Annotated in this window: 15 protein-coding genes; all 15 read left to right on the forward strand. The window is 54.5% G+C overall.

Features of this window, described 5'->3' with window-relative positions:
* Positions 1-3 precede the first annotated feature (3 nt).
* The 15 genes from ACRBCU_RS00970 to ACRBCU_RS01040 all read left to right on the forward strand — a co-directional run bounded on the left by ACRBCU_RS00970 (position 4) and on the right by ACRBCU_RS01040 (position 16,862).
* A complete protein-coding gene (locus tag ACRBCU_RS00970; RefSeq protein WP_431363482.1) occupies positions 4-1,437 on the forward strand; it encodes an AfsR/SARP family transcriptional regulator in 1,434 nt (477 codons plus the stop codon).
* Between the two features lie 104 nt (positions 1,438-1,541).
* Positions 1,542-2,768 carry a cytochrome P450 gene (locus ACRBCU_RS00975; protein WP_431363483.1) on the forward strand — a complete coding sequence of 409 codons (1,227 nt, stop codon included), beginning with the start codon at positions 1,542-1,544 and terminating at the stop codon, positions 2,766-2,768.
* Positions 2,769-2,771: 3 nt separating this feature from the next.
* A complete protein-coding gene (locus ACRBCU_RS00980; RefSeq protein ID WP_431363484.1) occupies positions 2,772-3,845 on the forward strand; it encodes a PEP/pyruvate-binding domain-containing protein in 1,074 nt (357 codons plus the stop codon).
* A 25-nt stretch (positions 3,846-3,870) separates the two neighbouring features.
* Positions 3,871-5,682 carry a PEP-utilizing enzyme gene (locus tag ACRBCU_RS00985; protein WP_431363485.1) on the forward strand — a complete coding sequence of 604 codons (1,812 nt, stop codon included), beginning with the start codon at positions 3,871-3,873 and terminating at the stop codon, positions 5,680-5,682.
* 52 nt (positions 5,683-5,734) lie between these two features.
* Entirely contained in the window at positions 5,735-6,328 is a 594-nt protein-coding gene (locus ACRBCU_RS00990; protein ID WP_431363486.1) for an HD domain-containing protein, read from the forward strand.
* Positions 6,329-6,340: 12 nt separating this feature from the next.
* A complete protein-coding gene (locus tag ACRBCU_RS00995; RefSeq protein ID WP_431363487.1) occupies positions 6,341-7,780 on the forward strand; it encodes an aldehyde dehydrogenase family protein in 1,440 nt (479 codons plus the stop codon).
* On the forward strand, positions 7,777-8,397 hold the full coding sequence (locus ACRBCU_RS01000; RefSeq protein WP_431363488.1) for an HD domain-containing protein: 621 nt from the start codon (positions 7,777-7,779) through the stop codon (positions 8,395-8,397). The genes ACRBCU_RS00995 and ACRBCU_RS01000 overlap by 4 nt, the downstream gene beginning before the upstream one ends.
* Positions 8,390-9,151 carry an SDR family NAD(P)-dependent oxidoreductase gene (locus tag ACRBCU_RS01005; RefSeq protein ID WP_431363489.1) on the forward strand — a complete coding sequence of 254 codons (762 nt, stop codon included), beginning with the start codon at positions 8,390-8,392 and terminating at the stop codon, positions 9,149-9,151. The genes ACRBCU_RS01000 and ACRBCU_RS01005 overlap by 8 nt, the downstream gene beginning before the upstream one ends.
* 28 nt (positions 9,152-9,179) lie before the next feature.
* Positions 9,180-10,694, forward strand: coding sequence for a GMC oxidoreductase (locus ACRBCU_RS01010; protein ID WP_431363490.1), 1,515 nt, complete (start codon positions 9,180-9,182; stop codon positions 10,692-10,694).
* Between the two features lie 11 nt (positions 10,695-10,705).
* The gene (locus ACRBCU_RS01015; RefSeq protein WP_431363491.1) at positions 10,706-11,023 is read left to right on the forward strand and encodes a hypothetical protein; all 318 of its coding nucleotides are present in this window, start codon (positions 10,706-10,708) and stop codon (positions 11,021-11,023) included.
* Positions 11,024-11,409: 386 nt separating this feature from the next.
* Complete coding sequence (locus ACRBCU_RS01020) at positions 11,410-12,285, forward strand: branched-chain amino acid ABC transporter permease (RefSeq protein WP_431363492.1); 876 nt, start codon at positions 11,410-11,412, stop codon at positions 12,283-12,285.
* A 1-nt stretch (position 12,286) separates the two neighbouring features.
* Positions 12,287-13,393, forward strand: a complete 1,107-nt coding sequence (locus ACRBCU_RS01025) for a branched-chain amino acid ABC transporter permease (RefSeq protein WP_431363493.1) — start codon at positions 12,287-12,289, stop codon at positions 13,391-13,393.
* A complete protein-coding gene (locus tag ACRBCU_RS01030) occupies positions 13,390-14,181 on the forward strand; it encodes an ABC transporter ATP-binding protein (RefSeq protein ID WP_431363494.1) in 792 nt (263 codons plus the stop codon). Before ACRBCU_RS01025 ends, ACRBCU_RS01030 begins: the two co-directional genes overlap by 4 nt.
* A complete protein-coding gene (locus ACRBCU_RS01035; protein WP_431363495.1) occupies positions 14,178-14,972 on the forward strand; it encodes an ABC transporter ATP-binding protein in 795 nt (264 codons plus the stop codon). Before ACRBCU_RS01030 ends, ACRBCU_RS01035 begins: the two co-directional genes overlap by 4 nt.
* A 9-nt stretch (positions 14,973-14,981) precedes the next feature.
* Entirely contained in the window at positions 14,982-16,862 is a 1,881-nt protein-coding gene (locus ACRBCU_RS01040; protein WP_431363496.1) for an AMP-dependent synthetase/ligase, read from the forward strand.
* Positions 16,863-16,866: the final 4 nt, after the last annotated feature.

The raw sequence follows: 16,866 nt of genomic DNA on the forward strand, positions 1-16,866 counted from the left end.
CAAATGAGTGCAGATAAAAATCTTAGGGATGCAGCATTTTTCGCTGATTTATCAGATAGTAAGGGTATCGCCACTGCGCTCAGCAGCCTAGATGGGGAATCAGTTGTTTTAAAGGTTTCCGACAGCCCAGCATTTCTGGATGCGCTGTATCCAGAGGCTCCTATCTCTTTTTCACAAGCCGCCCTGAACAGCGATTTGCTGGATTCTCAGTCGATTGTAGATGCTCTTGGAGTGCTGCTTGGCGGGCATTCTGGCAACGCAGTTTTGATCGTGGACATGGCTTGGTGCTTCAACGCTTTGGATGCGGAGAACGCGCTGGAAACCTGGGGCGGGGTTGTTGAGCAACTCGTCGAGTCTGGGTCGTGCAGCGTGATTTCTGTCTACAACCATACCCATCTGCTTGAGACGCAAATGCAGGTCGCGCTGCGCGGGCATCGCCAGTTCCTAGCGCCGTCTGGCGTTTACGAAAATCCGTTTTGGTTGCCGACACGTTTGCGCTTGAGCGCTGGAGCCGATGAGCAGCTCGCGTTTTTGCTGGGCCGTGTCGTGCCGGATCATGCAGGTTTGCAAATTCTGGACCCGGATGATCGCGGCTATGCGCGTGGTAGCAGTCCGATGTGGCTGGACAACAGTCACAAGATTGACCTCGCCGATCGCACCGCGGATCGCTGGCAAATCAGGTGCCTTGGGCGCCTGCGGGTTTATCAAAGCGGCAGGTTGGTGGAATGGACCACGCCGGGAGGGGCGGCGCATAAGACACGGGCGCTGTTTTGTTATCTGCTTTTGAGCGGTGAAAGCGGCGCTCAGGCGGACAGGATTGGCGAACTCATTTGGCCCGATCAAGCGGATGAGACACGCAAACGCGCGCGCCTGCACCATGCAATTGCAATGCTGCGCAAAGCGCTGGGCGATAAGTCATCGGTGCTGCGGGAAGGCGAGTATTATCGCCTGAACGCGCCGCAGGGCAGTTGGACGGATATCTCTGCGTTTGAACAAGGTTGCCGCCGTGGTCTCGCGCTGGCCAAACAGGACGACCCCACCGGTGCGCTGCGGATATATCGCGCAGCCGAGCGGCAGTATCAGGGCGATTTGTTTGAAGATCTGCCCATTGAATATACGCATAACGATCTGGAGGACTGGTGCCGCCCGCGCCGTCGGTGGCTTTGTCAAATGGCGTTGAAACTGTTGCGCGATATGTCGACCGTGTTGCGCAGCGAGGGGCTCGCTGATGAAGCGTTGGAAAAATGCCACAAGGCGCTCAGCATCGATATGGCCAATGAGTCGACGAACATGGAGACTATGCGCGTGCTGCATCTTCAAGGGAGATTCGAAGCGATTGATCGCCAGTATGAGCAGTTCTTGGCGGCTTCTGATCAACGCCAAGCTGACTTGCAAAACACTGCATTTTATAAACTTTATAAGCGGTTAGCCTCGTAATTGAGGTGGGTTTTGGCGTTTTTTTGAAGAGCCAAAGAAAAACCAAAGAACTGTTCCTAGGGTGAAAGAACGGTCGACAGAGTCGGCCACTGGGAGGAAAATCGATGAATGTGCAAAGACCAATCTGCCCTGTGGGCGGGTACGATCCGTACGACCTAAGCGCACCTCATGGTGACTGGCAAAACTTCCGTGGAGAGGCACCTGTTTTCTACCACGAAGACACAGGATACTGGATCGTCTCACGCTATGATGACGTCAAAGCGGTCTTTGATGATTGGGAAACATTTTCGTCTGAAAACGCGCAATCCCCTGTGACCCCGCTGGACGAGGCCGCCAAAAAAATCGTCAAGGCGGGTGGTTTTACGTCGGGCCTTTCCGCGCGCACACCGCCAACGCATACACGCATTCGCAAAGTCGCCCAGACCGCCTTTAGCCCACGCCGTTTCAAAGCGATTGAGCCGCAGATCGAAGAGATCGTGAAACGGCATTTGGACAAGCTGGAAGGCCAAGAGGAAATCGATTTCTTCCGCGAGGTTGCTTACCCCGTGCCTGCTTTGGTGTTGTTCACCTTGATGGGTATCCCTGATGAGGACGTCGACAAGGTTAAAGATTGGGCCACGAGCCGCGCGCTTCTGACATGGGGTAACCTTAAGGGCGACGATCAAATCCCACACGCCCAAGGCATGGTGGATTACTGGAACTATTGCCGTGCTCTTGTCGCCGCCCGCAAAGCCGAGCCGGGTGATGACTTCCCCAGCGATATGGTGCGCGCGCAGGCCGATGGCGCGGATATCACCGACGAAGAGATCGCGGGCGTCATGTACTCGGTGCTTTTCGCAGGACACGAAACAACCACGACCTTGATGGCAAATTCGCTCAAGGTGTTGATGGACAACCGCGATGCCTGGGACGCCCTTTGCGCGGACCCAAGCAAGATCCGCAGCGCGACTGAGGAAATCTTGCGCTATGCGCCTTCCATCGTGTCTTGGCGCCGTATGGCGAAGAAAGACACGCAAATTGGCGGTGTGGATATTCCAGAGGGCGCGAATATTCTGGTCATCATGGGCTCTGGCAATCGCGATGACAGCGTCTTTCCGGGCGGCGAAGAGTTTGACATCGAACGCGGCAACGCGCGCACGCATCTTAGCTTTGGCTACGGCATCCACTTCTGCATCGGCTTTCAACTCGCCAAGCTGGAATTCGGCATCACGCTGCGGGAACTCACGCGCCGTTTCCCCAATCTCCAAATCGCTGACGGGCATCCGATCAACTATCTGCCGAGCATCTCGTTCCGCGTGCCCGACAAACTCTTCATCAAGCCGCAGGGGTGAGCCATGAGCAATCTTTACACACTTCCGTTTGACCAGATCAATGAAGATGATTTCAACCGCGTCGGCGGCAAGTGCGCCTCGCTCGGAGACATGACAGGCGCGGGTGTTGCGGTGCCTCCGGGTTACGCGGTGACCACGGATGCCTATGTCGCGATGCTGGAGGAAACCAATCTGCACGCAGAATTGGAAAACCACTTAAAGGGGTTAGACCCAGAAGACTTCTTTGCGTTGGACGAAGCGGCCCAAGCGATCCAAGTGCGCTTTCGCTCGCACCATCTGCCTAAGAAAGTAGAGCAAGCGATCCGCGACGCCTACGCCGCCATGGGCGACAATATTCCCGTTGCTGTGCGCTCCTCTGCTACGGCCGAAGACCTGCCCGATGCCTCCTTCGCGGGTCAGCAGGACACCTATCTTTGGGTGATCGGCGCGGATGATGTGGTCGACAAGGTGCGCGATTGCTGGGCGTCTTTGTTCACAGCGCGCGCGATTGCCTACCGCGAAAAGAACGAAATCCCACATATCGAAACGCTAATGAGCGTCGCCGTGCAAAAGATGGTGAATGCCAAAGCGGCGGGCGTTGCGATGACGCTTGATCCCAACACAGGGGATCGCACGCGCATCGTGATCGACTCCGCTTGGGGCCTTGGGGAAACCGTCGTTTCTGGCACCGTTACGCCCGACAATTTTGTTGTTGAAAAGGTTTTGGAAGAAATCCTCGACCGCACGATTTCTGACAAACATATCGAACTCATCGGCGATGCCTCGAAAGGCGAAGCCGTTGAGCGCCCTGTTGAAGCGCCGCGCAACACAGAGACCAGCCTCACCGATAAAGAGGTGCTCGCCGTTGCAATGCTGGCCAAGTCGCTAGAGCGTCAAAAGAAGTGCCCGCAGGACGTGGAATGGGCCATCGATGCCGATTTGCCAGACGGGGAAAACCTGCTGGCCCTGCAAAGCCGACCCGAAACCATCTGGTCGCAAAAGGTCAAAGAGAAACCAAAGAACCCCTATGCGATGGGCATGGCGAGCATCACCAACACGCTCACCAACCCATACGCGGGCAAAGTAAAAGCAAAATAAGAAAATTTCTGGGAGGAAATCACCAATGGACGCGAAAACATCAATGTTCCCAAGCGCCTATGACCTGCAAGCCCCGAAAGGCGCTGAGGGTTGGCAGGACATGTACCCCTACTACACGCGCTTTAACCCAGCGCGCCGCGAGGAAGAGGACGGAAAGTTCTGGTTCTGTAACTCACAGCACTGGCCAACTCCGTTTAAGCCTTTCGATACGATCATGCTCGACTTCGCGATCAAATGCTTGGGCCAATACAACACGCGCCACTTGCTCATTCCGCCTGCAAACGGCATCGATTACCGTATTCACAACGGCTATGTTTACTTCTCGCCTGTAGGCGTTGCGCCAGAGGATATTGAAGCGCGCGTGCCGATCTTTATGGAGCGCGCGGGTCACTATTTCATGAATTGGGATCAGCTTCTTGCGGATTGGAAGGTCAAAGTAAAAGACGCGATTGACGGCTTGAACGAGATTAACTTCAGCGCGCTCCCTGAAAAGGAAGAGCTGGAGGTCGTCACGGGCGGCGTTGGTCTGGATAGCACCAATCACCTCTTTGAGGGCTACGAGAAAGCGATCGAGCTTTGCTACAAGATTTGGCAGTACCACTTTGAGTTCCTGAACCTTGGGTACGCGGCCTATCTCGACTTCTTCGGCTTCGTGAAAGAGCAATTCCCCTCCATCCCGGATCAAGCAATTGCCAAGATGGTGCAGGGCGTGGATTCCGAACTCTTCCGTCCAGATGATGAGCTGAAAAAACTGGCGAAGCTGGCGGTTGAGCTGGGTCTTGAGGACGCTGTGAACACAGGCGACGTTGACGCGGCGCTGGCGGCGATTGGCGCGGCGAGTGGCGGCGATAAATGGATCGCTCAGTGGGAGGCCGCCAAAGACCCTTGGTTCAACTTCACCTCGGGCAACGGTTTCTATTCCACCGATAAATACTGGATCGACCACCTCGATATCCCGATGGGGTATATCCGCGATTACATCGAGCGCCTCAAAGACGGCGACGATATCATGCGCCCGACAGCAGCCTTGTTGAAAGAGCGTGATCGCATCACCGCAGAGTACCGCGACATGATGGACGCAGAGGCGCAAGAAGCCTTCGACGGCAAACTCGGCCTAGCGCGCACCGTGTTCCCATACGTTGAAGATCACAACTTTTATATCGAGCATTGGGCGCTGGGCACCTTCTGGCGCAAGATGCGTCAGTTGAGCGAATTGCTCTCTGATCAAGGTTTCTGGCCAGAAACGGACGGCATGTTCTACCTCAACCGTACAGAAGTGCGCGATGTGATTTGGGACTATTCTCAAGCTTGGGCAATTGGCACGGAGATCCATGGCGGCGGCATTTGGCCTGCCGAGATCGAGCGCCGCGCAGGCATTCTGAAAGCGTTGCAATCCGAGCCGCCGATCCCTGCGCTCAACAACCCGCCAGAGGTAATCACAGAGCCGTTTACGATCATGCTTTGGGGCATCACTTCGGAAGCTGTCGAAAGCTGGGTCGCGGCAGATGATGCAGGCGATGGCCTGCGCGGTATGGCGGGATCGCCCGGCGTTGCAGAAGGCATTGCGCGGGTGCTGCGTAGCCCTGACGAGCTGAGCCAGCTTCAAAAGGGTGAAATCCTCGTGACGCCAGTGACCGCGCCATCATGGGCACCGGTGTTTGGCAAAATCAGCGCTGCTGTGACTGACATTGGCGGCATGATGAGCCATGCTGCAATCGTTTGCCGCGAATACGGGCTGCCGGCTGTGACGGGTACAGGCAAAGCCAGTGCCAAGATCAAAACCGGCATGAAAATTCGCGTGGATGGCAACAACGGCACGGTCGAAATCCTCGACTGAGCCTAACAAGCAGCGCGCGTCTCCCTCGCGCGCTGCGATTTGGATGCCTGATATGAGTGACCTTTCCCGATACGATCCTGTCTGGCGCGGCGCTGAAACCTATATGCGTGCGCGTAAAAACGACGTGCATATTCCGCTGTCTTTTGATTGGTGCCAGCGCTTGCTTGCCCTGCATCCAGAAGCAGATGCGGACATTTGCTCGCTCGCGATCCTGCTGCATGACATCGGTTGGTACTCGATTGATCAGGCGGACATTATCGAGCAGGGATTTCGCTCTGACAACTTCCTGACCTCCGATGTGCGCTATCTGCATGAGAGCGAAGGCGTGCGCCTTGGCACGGAAATCTTGCAACAGACAGGTTGGTCGCAAGAGGTGATTGATGCGGTGTGCGAGATCATCGACGGGCACGACACGCGCCCCGATCCGCATCATTTGAATGATCGTATCGTGCGCGATTCTGACAAACTCTGGCGGTATGAGGTGACGGGCATCGCGATTGCCTCTGATTGGTTCGGCAAGACCCCGCATGAATACGCGGACCACTTGGTCAAAGGCCTTGCCAAGTTTGAAACCGAAGCTGGGGTGAAAATGGCGTCCGAAACGCTCGAAGCCTCACGCAAAGCGTTGAAACTACATGTTCTCTGAGAAAGATAACTGATGGAAATGTTCATTGATGGCGCTTGGGTCGCCGCAAAATCTGGCGCGACGGACCCCGTCACAGACCCGAGCACATCAGAGGTTTTTGACACGGTTCCCCGCGCTGGCGCTGTCGAAGCGGATATTGCAATCAACGCCGCGCAAGCCGCCTTTCAGGATTGGAGCCAGCGCACAATGGCCGAGCGCGTCGCCGTCTTGAAGACATGCGGCAAAGCGATGCTGGAGAGTGCAGAGGTCCTTGGCGCGGCGCTACATCGTGAGTTGGGCCGACCTTTGGCGGGTTGCATTGCCGAGATCAAAAGCTCTGCTGCATTGCTGGACATCTACACCGAGGAAGGCCTGCGCCTGCACGGCGAAATGCCCATTGCAGGCGGCGCTGGCGAAAAGACGATCATCACCCGCGAACCTGTTGGCGTTGTCGTGGCGATTACGCCGTTCAACTTCCCGATCACGCTCTTGATGTTCAAACTCGGCGCGGCGCTGACAGCGGGTTGCACGGTTGTTGCAAAACCGTCCGAGGACACACCGACCTCGACGCTGCTCTTGGCCGAGATATTCCACAAAGCGGGTCTGCCAAAGGGTGCGTTCAACGTGGTGACAGGCTCTGGCCTTGAAGTGGGCGAAGCGTTGGTGAACCATCCCATTCCTCGCAAAATTGCCTTCACAGGCGGCGGCGTCGCAGGCAAAGCGATCGCGGCGGCGGCTGCTGGTACGGTCAAACGTGTGACGCTTGAGTTGGGTGGCCATTGCCCTGCAATCGTGTGCGCGGATGCTGATCTGGACAAGGCCACCACGGCAATTGCGCGGCACGGCACCGCGAACTCTGGGCAATTTTGTTACCGCGTGAACCGTATTTATGTGGAACGCGCCATCTATGAAGAATTCCTCGACAAGCTAACTGCCAAAGTGAGCGCCCTGACGCTCGCACCCGCTGGAGGAGAAGGCGATCTTGGCCCGATGGTGAACGAAAAGATATTCGCCAATTCCGTGCGCCAAAGCGAAGATGCGCGCGATAAAGGGGCCCGCGTTCTTTGTGGCGGAAGCCGCGTTACTGGCGCAGGCTATGACGATGGGTTCTATTTCCCACCAACGATTTTGGCCGATGTCACGGACGAGATGTTGGTGTTGCAACGCGAAACATTTGGCCCCGTCTTGGGCATCTGCGTTGTGGATAGCGCGCGCGAAGCACTAGAGCGTGCCAACAACAGCGAATACGGGCTCGCAGGTTTTGTTTTCTGCCGCGATCTGGCCAAAGGCATCATGCTTTGCGAAGGGCTTGAGGCTGGGCTTGTTTGGCTCAACGATATTCAACGCTCCTCCCACTACGCGCCCTTTGGCGGCGTCAAGCAAAGCGGCATGGGCCGTGAAAAAGGGCGCTGGGGCGTGGAAAGCTATCTAGAGTACAAAACGATCTACCTCAGCTATGAGGTGCCGGAATGAGCGCGCCTTTGTTGAGAGATCAAGACATCGCCATGTGGGATGCCGCGCGTCCTTATTTGGACGTGCGCAACAATGACGAACACACGCTGGTTGCTTATGGCCTTGCCAAAGCCTTGCTGAAGCTGACCCCCGAAGCGGATGAAGACGTCGTTTTGCCTGCGATCCTTTTGCACGATGTAGGCTGGAAAAAGATCGACCCTGATCTCTTGCTGCTTGCAATTGGCAAGAACCCGACGCGCAAAGACCTTGTGCGCGATCATGAGATTTACGGCGTTGAAATAGCGCGAGAGATCATGGCGGCGCATGGCGGTGCAGACATTGATGTAGACGCGGTGCTCGCCATTATCGACGGGCATGACACGGACAAAACCGCCCGCTCGATCAATGATGCGATTGTCAAAGACGCTGACAAGGGGTGGCGCGCGACGCCGCATGGCATGCGCATCATCTGCGGTTGGTACGATATCCCCGTGATGGAATATGTCGAAACGCTAGAGGCGGTTTCGCTGCCTTTCATGCTGACGAATGCGGGCCGTGCAATGGCGCAGGGCTATATCGCTGCGATTCGGGCCGAACAAGAATTAGGGACCTACATGAAAGGTGCACCGCATGTCTGACTTACAGCTGAACGGAAAACGTGTGATTGTCACGGGCGCTGCTGGTGGCCTTGGACGCGCGTTCTGCGAAAGCCTTGCCGCTGCTGGCGCAAAAGTTGTTGCTGCCGATATCGACGAAGCGGGGGCGGCGCAGACGGCAAAGGACATTTGCGCCAATGGCGACACCTGCATTTCTGGCGGTGTCGATGTGGCCAGTGGCGAGAGCTGCGATGCACTCATTGCACAGGTGGTTAACGCATTCGGTGGGGTGGACGTTCTGGTGAACAATGCCGCGCTTTATGGCACGCTCAACCGCGCTCCGTTTGAGCAACTCGAAGACGCGGAATGGGACCGTGTTCTTTCGGTGAACGTGAAAGGCGTTTGGAATATGACGCGCGTTGCTTCTAACGCACTTAAGGCCTCAGGCAGCGGATCAATCATCAACATCGCCTCGGCAACCGTTTATTCGGGCTCACCTGAATGGATGCATTATGTCGCCTCAAAAGGCGCAGTCATCGCGATGACCCGTGTCATGGCGAAAGAGCTTGGCGGCGATAACGTGCGCGCCAATGTCATTGCGCCGGGGATCACGCTGACCGAAGCAAGCATGACCCTGATGGATGACGCCAAGACCTATGGTGCCAGCCGCGCGGCCTTGAAGCGCAACGGTGAGGTCGATGATATTTGCGGCGGTGTTCTTTATCTCGCTTCGGACCTTTCAAAATACACTTCAGGTCAAACCCTCGTCATCGATGGCGGCAAACAGTTTATTTAGGCGTTGGCCGACTGGTGATGGGGTAACGATGGCAGATGGGTTTGACGCAATTGTAATTGGCAGCGGATTTGGCGGCTCTGTCATGGCGGCGCGATTGACCGAAGCTGGCAAAAAGGTGCTGGTGCTGGAGCGCGGCCCTTGGCGCGATACACTGCCCACTAGAAGTGCAGGCATCAAACGGCGCAAGAAGCTTCCTAGCCAAGGTGCGTGGTGGTTGCTTGCACGCTCCATTCGCCTGCCGTTTGGGCCCAAGCAAGGGTTTAGGCTTAATAAATATGGGTACTCCGAACTTTGGAGCGGCGAGGGAATGGAAGCGCCGTGTTTTTCTAACGTAGGCGGTGGCAGTCATATTTGGGCGGCTATGATGGATTGGCCAGAGGCGGGATTTTGGGAAGGTCGCGCGGAAGGTATTAGCGATGCGGCATTAGCTCCGCACTACACCCGCTGCGCTGATGAGTTGAAGGCCGTGCAGCCAGAGGATTCCACAGATGTGCCGGGTCATACAGACCACTCTTGGCGCGAAGAGGGGTTCTTCACGCCGCTCGAGCAGGGTGAGCAGCCGCCCATGGGGCTTTTCTATCCGACCAAAGACGGCGCACGTCCTGAAATAAAGGACGCACACGGCATCACGCGCAAAGCGATGTCATACGATGCCGGTCCGGGTAAGTTTGGCGATCCAGATGGCGCGAAATCCACCACAGACGCGCTGTATCTTTTGCCTGCAATAAAGACTGGTCTCGAGGTGCGTGATTTGAACGAGGTGCGTTTGATCTCTCGCCTAAAAGATGGATATCTGATCAAAGTGCGAGACCTTCACAGGTATCGAACTTATCAAGTTTCCGCGCCGATTGTGGTGGTCGCGGCCGGAACCATGAACACCAATAGCCTGATGCGCTCTAGTGTTGATGCAGGCGCGCTTGGCGAATTACCCGCGCTGGGGCAAGGGCTGGGCGCAAATGGTGATTTGATCGGGGGTTGGGCCGTGCCAGAGGATGGCAGCCGCGATGCGTCTAAAGGCCCGCCCGTACATGGGCGGCTCAAGATCAAGGGGCATGAGGACGCGGGATATATGATCCTTTCTGGCGGTGAACCCGCACCCGTCCCGTGGTTCAAACGCAAAGCCGCGGCCCAAAAGGCCCGCAGCAAATACAACGTCATCGCGATGACGCAAGACGCGGCCGACGGGCGGTTTTGGTCGGAGAACGGCCAGCACAAGTTTGCTTTCGATCTTAAAGGGTCACCAAGTTACAAGCGCGCAATGGCGGCAATGGATGCCCTGTCCGAAATGTCAGGGCGAGCGGTGAAATACTCCAAAGATCGCGTCTTCACCGCACACCCAATGGGGGGATGCCGCATCGCGCAGAACGCTGAGGCGGGCGTTGTGAATGGGCTGGGCGAGGTTTTTGATCATCCGGGGCTCATCATCGCGGACGCATCTGTCTTTCCCCAGCCTGTCGGTTGCCCACCGTCTCTCTCAATCGCGGCATTCGCGAGCCATGCCGCCAAGGCGCTATTAGAGCGTGAAGGCAACGAAACCAGCTGAAAGGAAATCCTATGCACACAGTTCTCGTGAAATACACCTTCCCAAAACCAGTCCCGCGTTCCGCCCTGTTGGAGCGTTTCAAAAAGTCCGAAGCGAACTTTCGCGGGCTTGATAAACTGACCCGCAAATATTTTTGCTATGACGAGGCCAGCAATACTGGTCACAGCGTTTACCTTTGGGAAAACGAAGCTGCAGCGCGTGCATTTTTCTCAGATAAGTTTCTCGCGGGTTTCGCAGAAAAGTTCGGTTGCACACCAGAATTGACTTACGTCGATACGTTGATTGTCGTTGATAACGAACAAGACAAAACGAGTGTAAACGAAGGCTGACATTGCTGTCGGTACGGCAAAAACGTAAGGTTTGAGGCCCGATTTTCAGGGACATATGCGCTGTTGGTGATTGAATTAGCACCGTCAGAGCACGCGCAATGTCGATAAAGTCATCTTACTGGTTGCTAATGCACGGTGCCAAAATGAAAACAGGGCAACGGGTTGTGTTTCCTGTTTCTTGCCTTGTGAGTCACGGCGTAGCTCGCTTTAGGCTATATTTTTCTTAACCTGAGCCAGCCATTCTGCCGCAAGGCCAGCCTTTGCAAGAAAAACCAGCTTGACCAAGGGTTAAGCTGGCTGACGTAACGTTCCTAAGTAAGAACTGCATTGCTATCAGTTTGCTTCGCTGCGTAACTTTGACCCACTTTGGCTTTGGGAGGAGCATCGTGGACTTTCTACAACTCATTATCAGCGGACTTGCCAATGGCTGTGTTTATGGCTTGATCGCTTTGGGGTTCGTGCTCATTTACAAAGCCACTGAAGCCGTGAATTTCGCCCAAGGTGACTTCATGATGCTTGGCGCGTTTGTCTGTATCGGTTTCACCAATCACGAATATATGGGGTTGGATTTCTGGCTGGCGGTTCCGCTGTCGATCCTTGTGATGGGGGGCGTTGGGTATTTGTTCAACTGGGGCATTCTGCGCCATATGTTTGGCCAGTCTCAGACTTCAATCGTTATCCTGACAATTGCCACAGGGTTCATCATACGCTTCTTTGCAGGTTTCTTCTGGAGCCATGAGCCGACATCGCTTGAAACGCCTTATGCAGGGCAGGATATTCGCTCGGGTGGCCTCGTGCTTGGTGTCGATGAAGTGATGATTGTTGTGGTGACGGCCATCCTTACCCTGCTTTTCTATCTGTTTTTTTCGCGCAGTCGGATCGGTTTGGCGATGCAAGCCGCATCTCAGAACCAGCTCGCGGCCTACTACATGGGCATCCCGGTAAAGCGAATTCACAGCCTTGTTTGGGGATTGTCAGGCATGGTTGCGGCGGTCGCAGGGATCTTGTTTGCGTCCAAAGGTGCGATTGATCCATCAACTGGATTGCTCGGGATTAAAGCCTTTGCAGCAGCTGCGATTGGTGGGTTCGGCTCGTTGCCCGGTGCTTTGCTTGGCGGCGTGATCATCGGTTTGGTAGAGCCACTTGCTTCGCGCTATGGGCCTGCCGGAGTGAGCCAGATCGCGCCCTATGCAATTTTGTTGCTGATCCTGATATTCCGCCCCGGCGGTATCTTCTCTCAGACCCAACGAAAGAAGGTGTAAGATGCGCTTTGTATTCAAGACTTCTTATGATGCAGACATTCGCCTCTTCAAGCATCGCGCACAGGCTGTTTGGTATGCCTTGCTGTTGGCGCTGGTTTTAGCAACGCCGCTTTACTTTGTTGCGATTGGCGATGCGTATTTGCTGGGTGAGATTACCGGAGTTTTGATCCTCGCCATTGCGGGTATGGGGCTCATGCTTTTGACAGGGCACACGGGGTTGCCAAGCCTAGGTCACGCAACGTTCATGGCATTGGGGTGTTATCTAAACATCAACTTGCTTGGCGCGGGTCTTCCATGGCTCATTGCCTTTCCTCTGTCGGGCTTGATCGCGGGCTTGCTAGGGACATTGATCGCGCTGCCAGTCCTGCGTTTGCATGGCGTTTATCTGGCGCTGGCGACGCTGGCGATCTCGATTTTGACGAGTGACTTTGTCGTCATTGCCGAGCCTTGGACCGGTGGGATTGCAGGGGCGGCGGTTCCTGACATCAATATCTTCGGGATAGAAGTTAACCGCTACTCAACGCCTTACAAGTTTTACTACCTTGTTTTGTTCGTCGCAATTTTGATCGTTTGGTTTTACCGCAATCTCTTGCGCTCTCCGACGGGTCGTAGCTTTACCGCTGTTCGCGACAGTGAAATTTCCGCACGCGCAATGGGAATTAACCTTACACGAACTAAGGCAAAGTCGTTCTTTTTGTCGGCGACAGTTGCTGGACTAGCTGGCGCGCTTTTCGGGCATTCAGCGGGCTATGTGACGAACGAAACGTTTGATCTTGTTATGTCGATCACGCTTTTGCTGATGATCGTGATTGGCGGTCTTGGCTTTATCCACGGCGCTTTCTTTGGTGCGATTGTTGTTGGAATTATTCCTGTGGCGATTGCCAATGGGCGTTCTTTCCTTGCGTCTACCTTTGATGTGAACATCAATGTTCCGGGGCTAGAAAGCGCGCTTTTTGCTTTTATCCTTATCTGCTTCATTCTGTTTGAGCCAATGGGGCTTTATGGCCGCTGGCTGAAAATCCGCACCTATTTTGAGCTGTTCCCCTTCTATCGCAAGGACATGTTCAAGCGTCAAAAATCCTACCTGAAGACGGATCGTGTCCAATGAGCTTACTTGAAATTGATAGTGTCACCTTGCGGTTTGGTGGCTTGGTTGCGGTGGATAACGTATCTCTCGAAGTGGAGGAGGGCGAAGTTTTTGCTCTTGTTGGTCCCAATGGTGCAGGCAAATCCACAGTCTTCAATCTGATCTCCCGCTTTTACGATCCGGCTGAAGGCAGCATCCGATTTGACGGTCATGACTTGCTGCGAAACACAGCCGATCAAGTTCCGAGTTTCGGGATTGCGCGCACGTTTCAGAACATTGAGTTGTTTGAACAAGCGACGGTTTTGCAAAACCTGTTGGTTGGGCGGCATCGGCATCGCAAGACCGGCATGCTTTCCAATATCGTATTTTCGCCCAAGACCCATCGGGACGAGCTTCGGCATCGCCAAGCCGTCGAAGAGGTGATCGATTTTCTCAACCTTCAAGCCTACCGTGACAAGATGATCGGTGGATTGCCTTATGGTGTGCGCAAAGTTGTTGAGCTTGGGCGCGCGCTGGCGTCAGAGCCTAAACTGTTGTTGCTGGACGAACCTGCGTCGGGACTTTCCGTTGAAGAAACCCAAGATATGGCGTTCTGGATTGAAGACATTCAAACACAAATGGGTATTTCGGTCATGATGGTCGAACATGACATGGGATTGGTTTCAGCCGTATCTGGACGCGTTATGGCTCTTTCGGATGGGAAGGAATTGGCGACGGGCACAGCGTCCGAAGTGCAATCTCATCCTGCCGTAATCGAGGCCTATCTGGGCACGGGCGATATCTCAAAAACAGGGACATCACGCACATGAGCACAGATGCCACTACACCTAATGTCGTTCTGCAAATCGACAATCTTGAAAGCTACTACGGCCCGATCATGGCTATTCGTGGCGTCAGTTTGAAAGTGAACGAGGGCCAGATCGTTACGGTTCTTGGCGCAAATGGCGCTGGCAAAACGACGCTTCTGAAAACCATTTCTGGCGTTATGGACCCCGAAAAAGGCACGGTTAAGCTGGAGGGGAGCGAGATCCAATCGCTAGAACCTGACGCGATTGTGCGGCGGGGCATCGTGCACGTCCCCGAGGGGCGCGAGATTTTTCCGCTTATGACCGTTGCCGAAAACATCGCGATGGGTGCCTACACGCGCAAGGATCGCAACGCGATCGCGCAAGACGAGGAAATGGTCTATTCCTATTTCCCCATCCTCAAAGATCGACGCGCACAACGCGCGGGCACATTGTCAGGTGGTCAGCAACAAATGTTGGCGATTGGACGTGGGTTGATGTCGCGGCCAAAACTCATGCTGCTCGACGAGCCAAGTCTTGGCCTGTCGCCGCTTTTGACGCAGGAAATCTTCGAGATCATCGTGCGTCTTAACAAAGAGCAGAAAGTCACGATGATGCTGGTCGAGCAAAACGCCAAAGTCGCGCTTGATGCTGCTGACTACGGGTATGTGATGGAATTGGGCCGCATCGTGATGAACGATAGCGCCGAAGTTCTGGCCGCTTCTAAAGACATTCAGGAATTCTACCTTGGTGTGAGCCAAGATGAGAACCAGCGCGGGCAGCGGCGCTGGAAGCAACGCAAGACGTGGCGATAGGGATTGACCATGGCAGATACTCTTCCCCCTCAGGAAAACGTTCATGGGCTGATGATCAACGCGGATCTGAGCAGCGGCCCCTTTTACATTGATGGTATGGATACAACGCCAAAGCTTTTGCGGCTACGGTGCCAGAAACTAGGATCTCGCACCGCGCATCGCGAAAAAACCTTTGGCGTTTGGCGTTCCCACTCATGGAATGACTACTTCAATAACGCCAAGAAACTAGGGCTTGGTCTGGTGTCTTTGGGGTTGAAACGCGGCGAGGTCGTTTCGATCTTATCCGAGGACAGCAAAGAATGGATGTATACCGATATGGGTGTGCAATCTGTTGGCGGTATCTGTTCGGGTGTTTACACGACGGATTCAGCGAGCCAGTTGGAATATCTGGTCAACAACTCTGACAGCCGTTTTCTTTTCGTTGAGAACGACGAACAACTCGACAAGTTTTTGCAGGTCAGGGACAACATGCCCAGCCTGATAAAGGTCATTGTGATCGACCGCGAAGGGTTGCACGGATTTACTGATCCTCAGATCATTTTCCTTGACGAACTCTACGAAATTGGCGCGCAATATGACTCTGCTAACCCGAATGCGTTTGAGCAAGGGATCGATGCGACTAAGCCGGAAGACACAGCTATTCTGGTTTACACGTCTGGCACGACAGGCAAGCCAAAGGGTGCCATGATTAGTCATGGCAATTTGATGTACTCCGTGGCTGCAGGTCTACGCGATGCGCCAGTGTTTGATACGGATGATCAGCTTTGCTTTTTGCCGCTGTGCCATATCTTGGAGCGGGTTTTCTCGGTGAATGGACCGATTGCTGCCGCCTCGACGATCAATTTTGCCGAAAGTCCGGAAACGATTTTCGACAATTTGCAAGAGGTCAGCCCGCAAACTTTTGTCGCGGTGCCGCGCCTTTGGGAAAAAATTTACTCGCAAGTCGCCATTCGAATTGGCGATGCCACAAGCATGCAAAAATGGGCCTATGCCCAAGCGCTCAAGGCAGGTGCCGCGCGCGCAGAGAGCTTGGCAGAAGGCACGCCACTTTCGTTTAAAGCCAACCTTGCCTATCGCTTTTGGAACGTCGCTTTGCTGCAAAACCTGCGGCGCATGATTGGGATGGATCGCTTGCGACGTGGCGGCTCTGGCGCTGCGCCGATCTCACCTGATCTGCTAAAATGGTATCATTCCATCGGCGTACCTGTCCTTGAAGGCTATGGAATGACTGAAAGTTCCGGCGTCATTTCGATAAACAGCGAGCACAACAACAAGATCGGAACGGTCGGTCCACCGTTACCAGGAGCGCAAATTCGCATCGCTGCTGACGGAGAAGTACAATACAAAGCCGGAAACGTTTTTCAGGGCTATTGGAAAAACCCAGAAAAAACCGCTGAGACCTTCACAGAGGACGGATGGCTGCGAACGGGCGATGTCGGGCTCTTGGATAATAACGGGTTCTTAACGATCACGGGGCGTCTCAAGGATATCATCATCACCGCAGGCGGTAAGAACATTACGCCAGCCGAGATTGAAAACAAGCTCAAGTTCTCGCCCTATATTTCGGATGTGGTGGTCATTGGCGACAAGAGGAAATACCTCACCTGCCTTGTTATGATTGATCAGGAGAACGTTGAAAAATTTGCGCAAGATCGACGCGTACCTTTCTCCAACTACGCCTCATTATGCGCTGCTAAAGAAGTGCAAGAATTGATCCGCGAGACGGTGGAAGACGTTAACAAAGACTTCGCGCGCGTGGAACAAATCAAAGATTTCCGTTTGATAGATGTCTTGCTGACTGCGGATGACGATGAACTTACGCCTACTATGAAGCTCAAACGCAGCTTTGTGGAAACCAAACATGGAGAGTTGATCGCACAGATGTATTGACATC

This window comes from Planktotalea sp., from assembly GCF_050633725.1.
Lineage (GTDB): Bacteria > Pseudomonadota > Alphaproteobacteria > Rhodobacterales > Rhodobacteraceae > Planktotalea.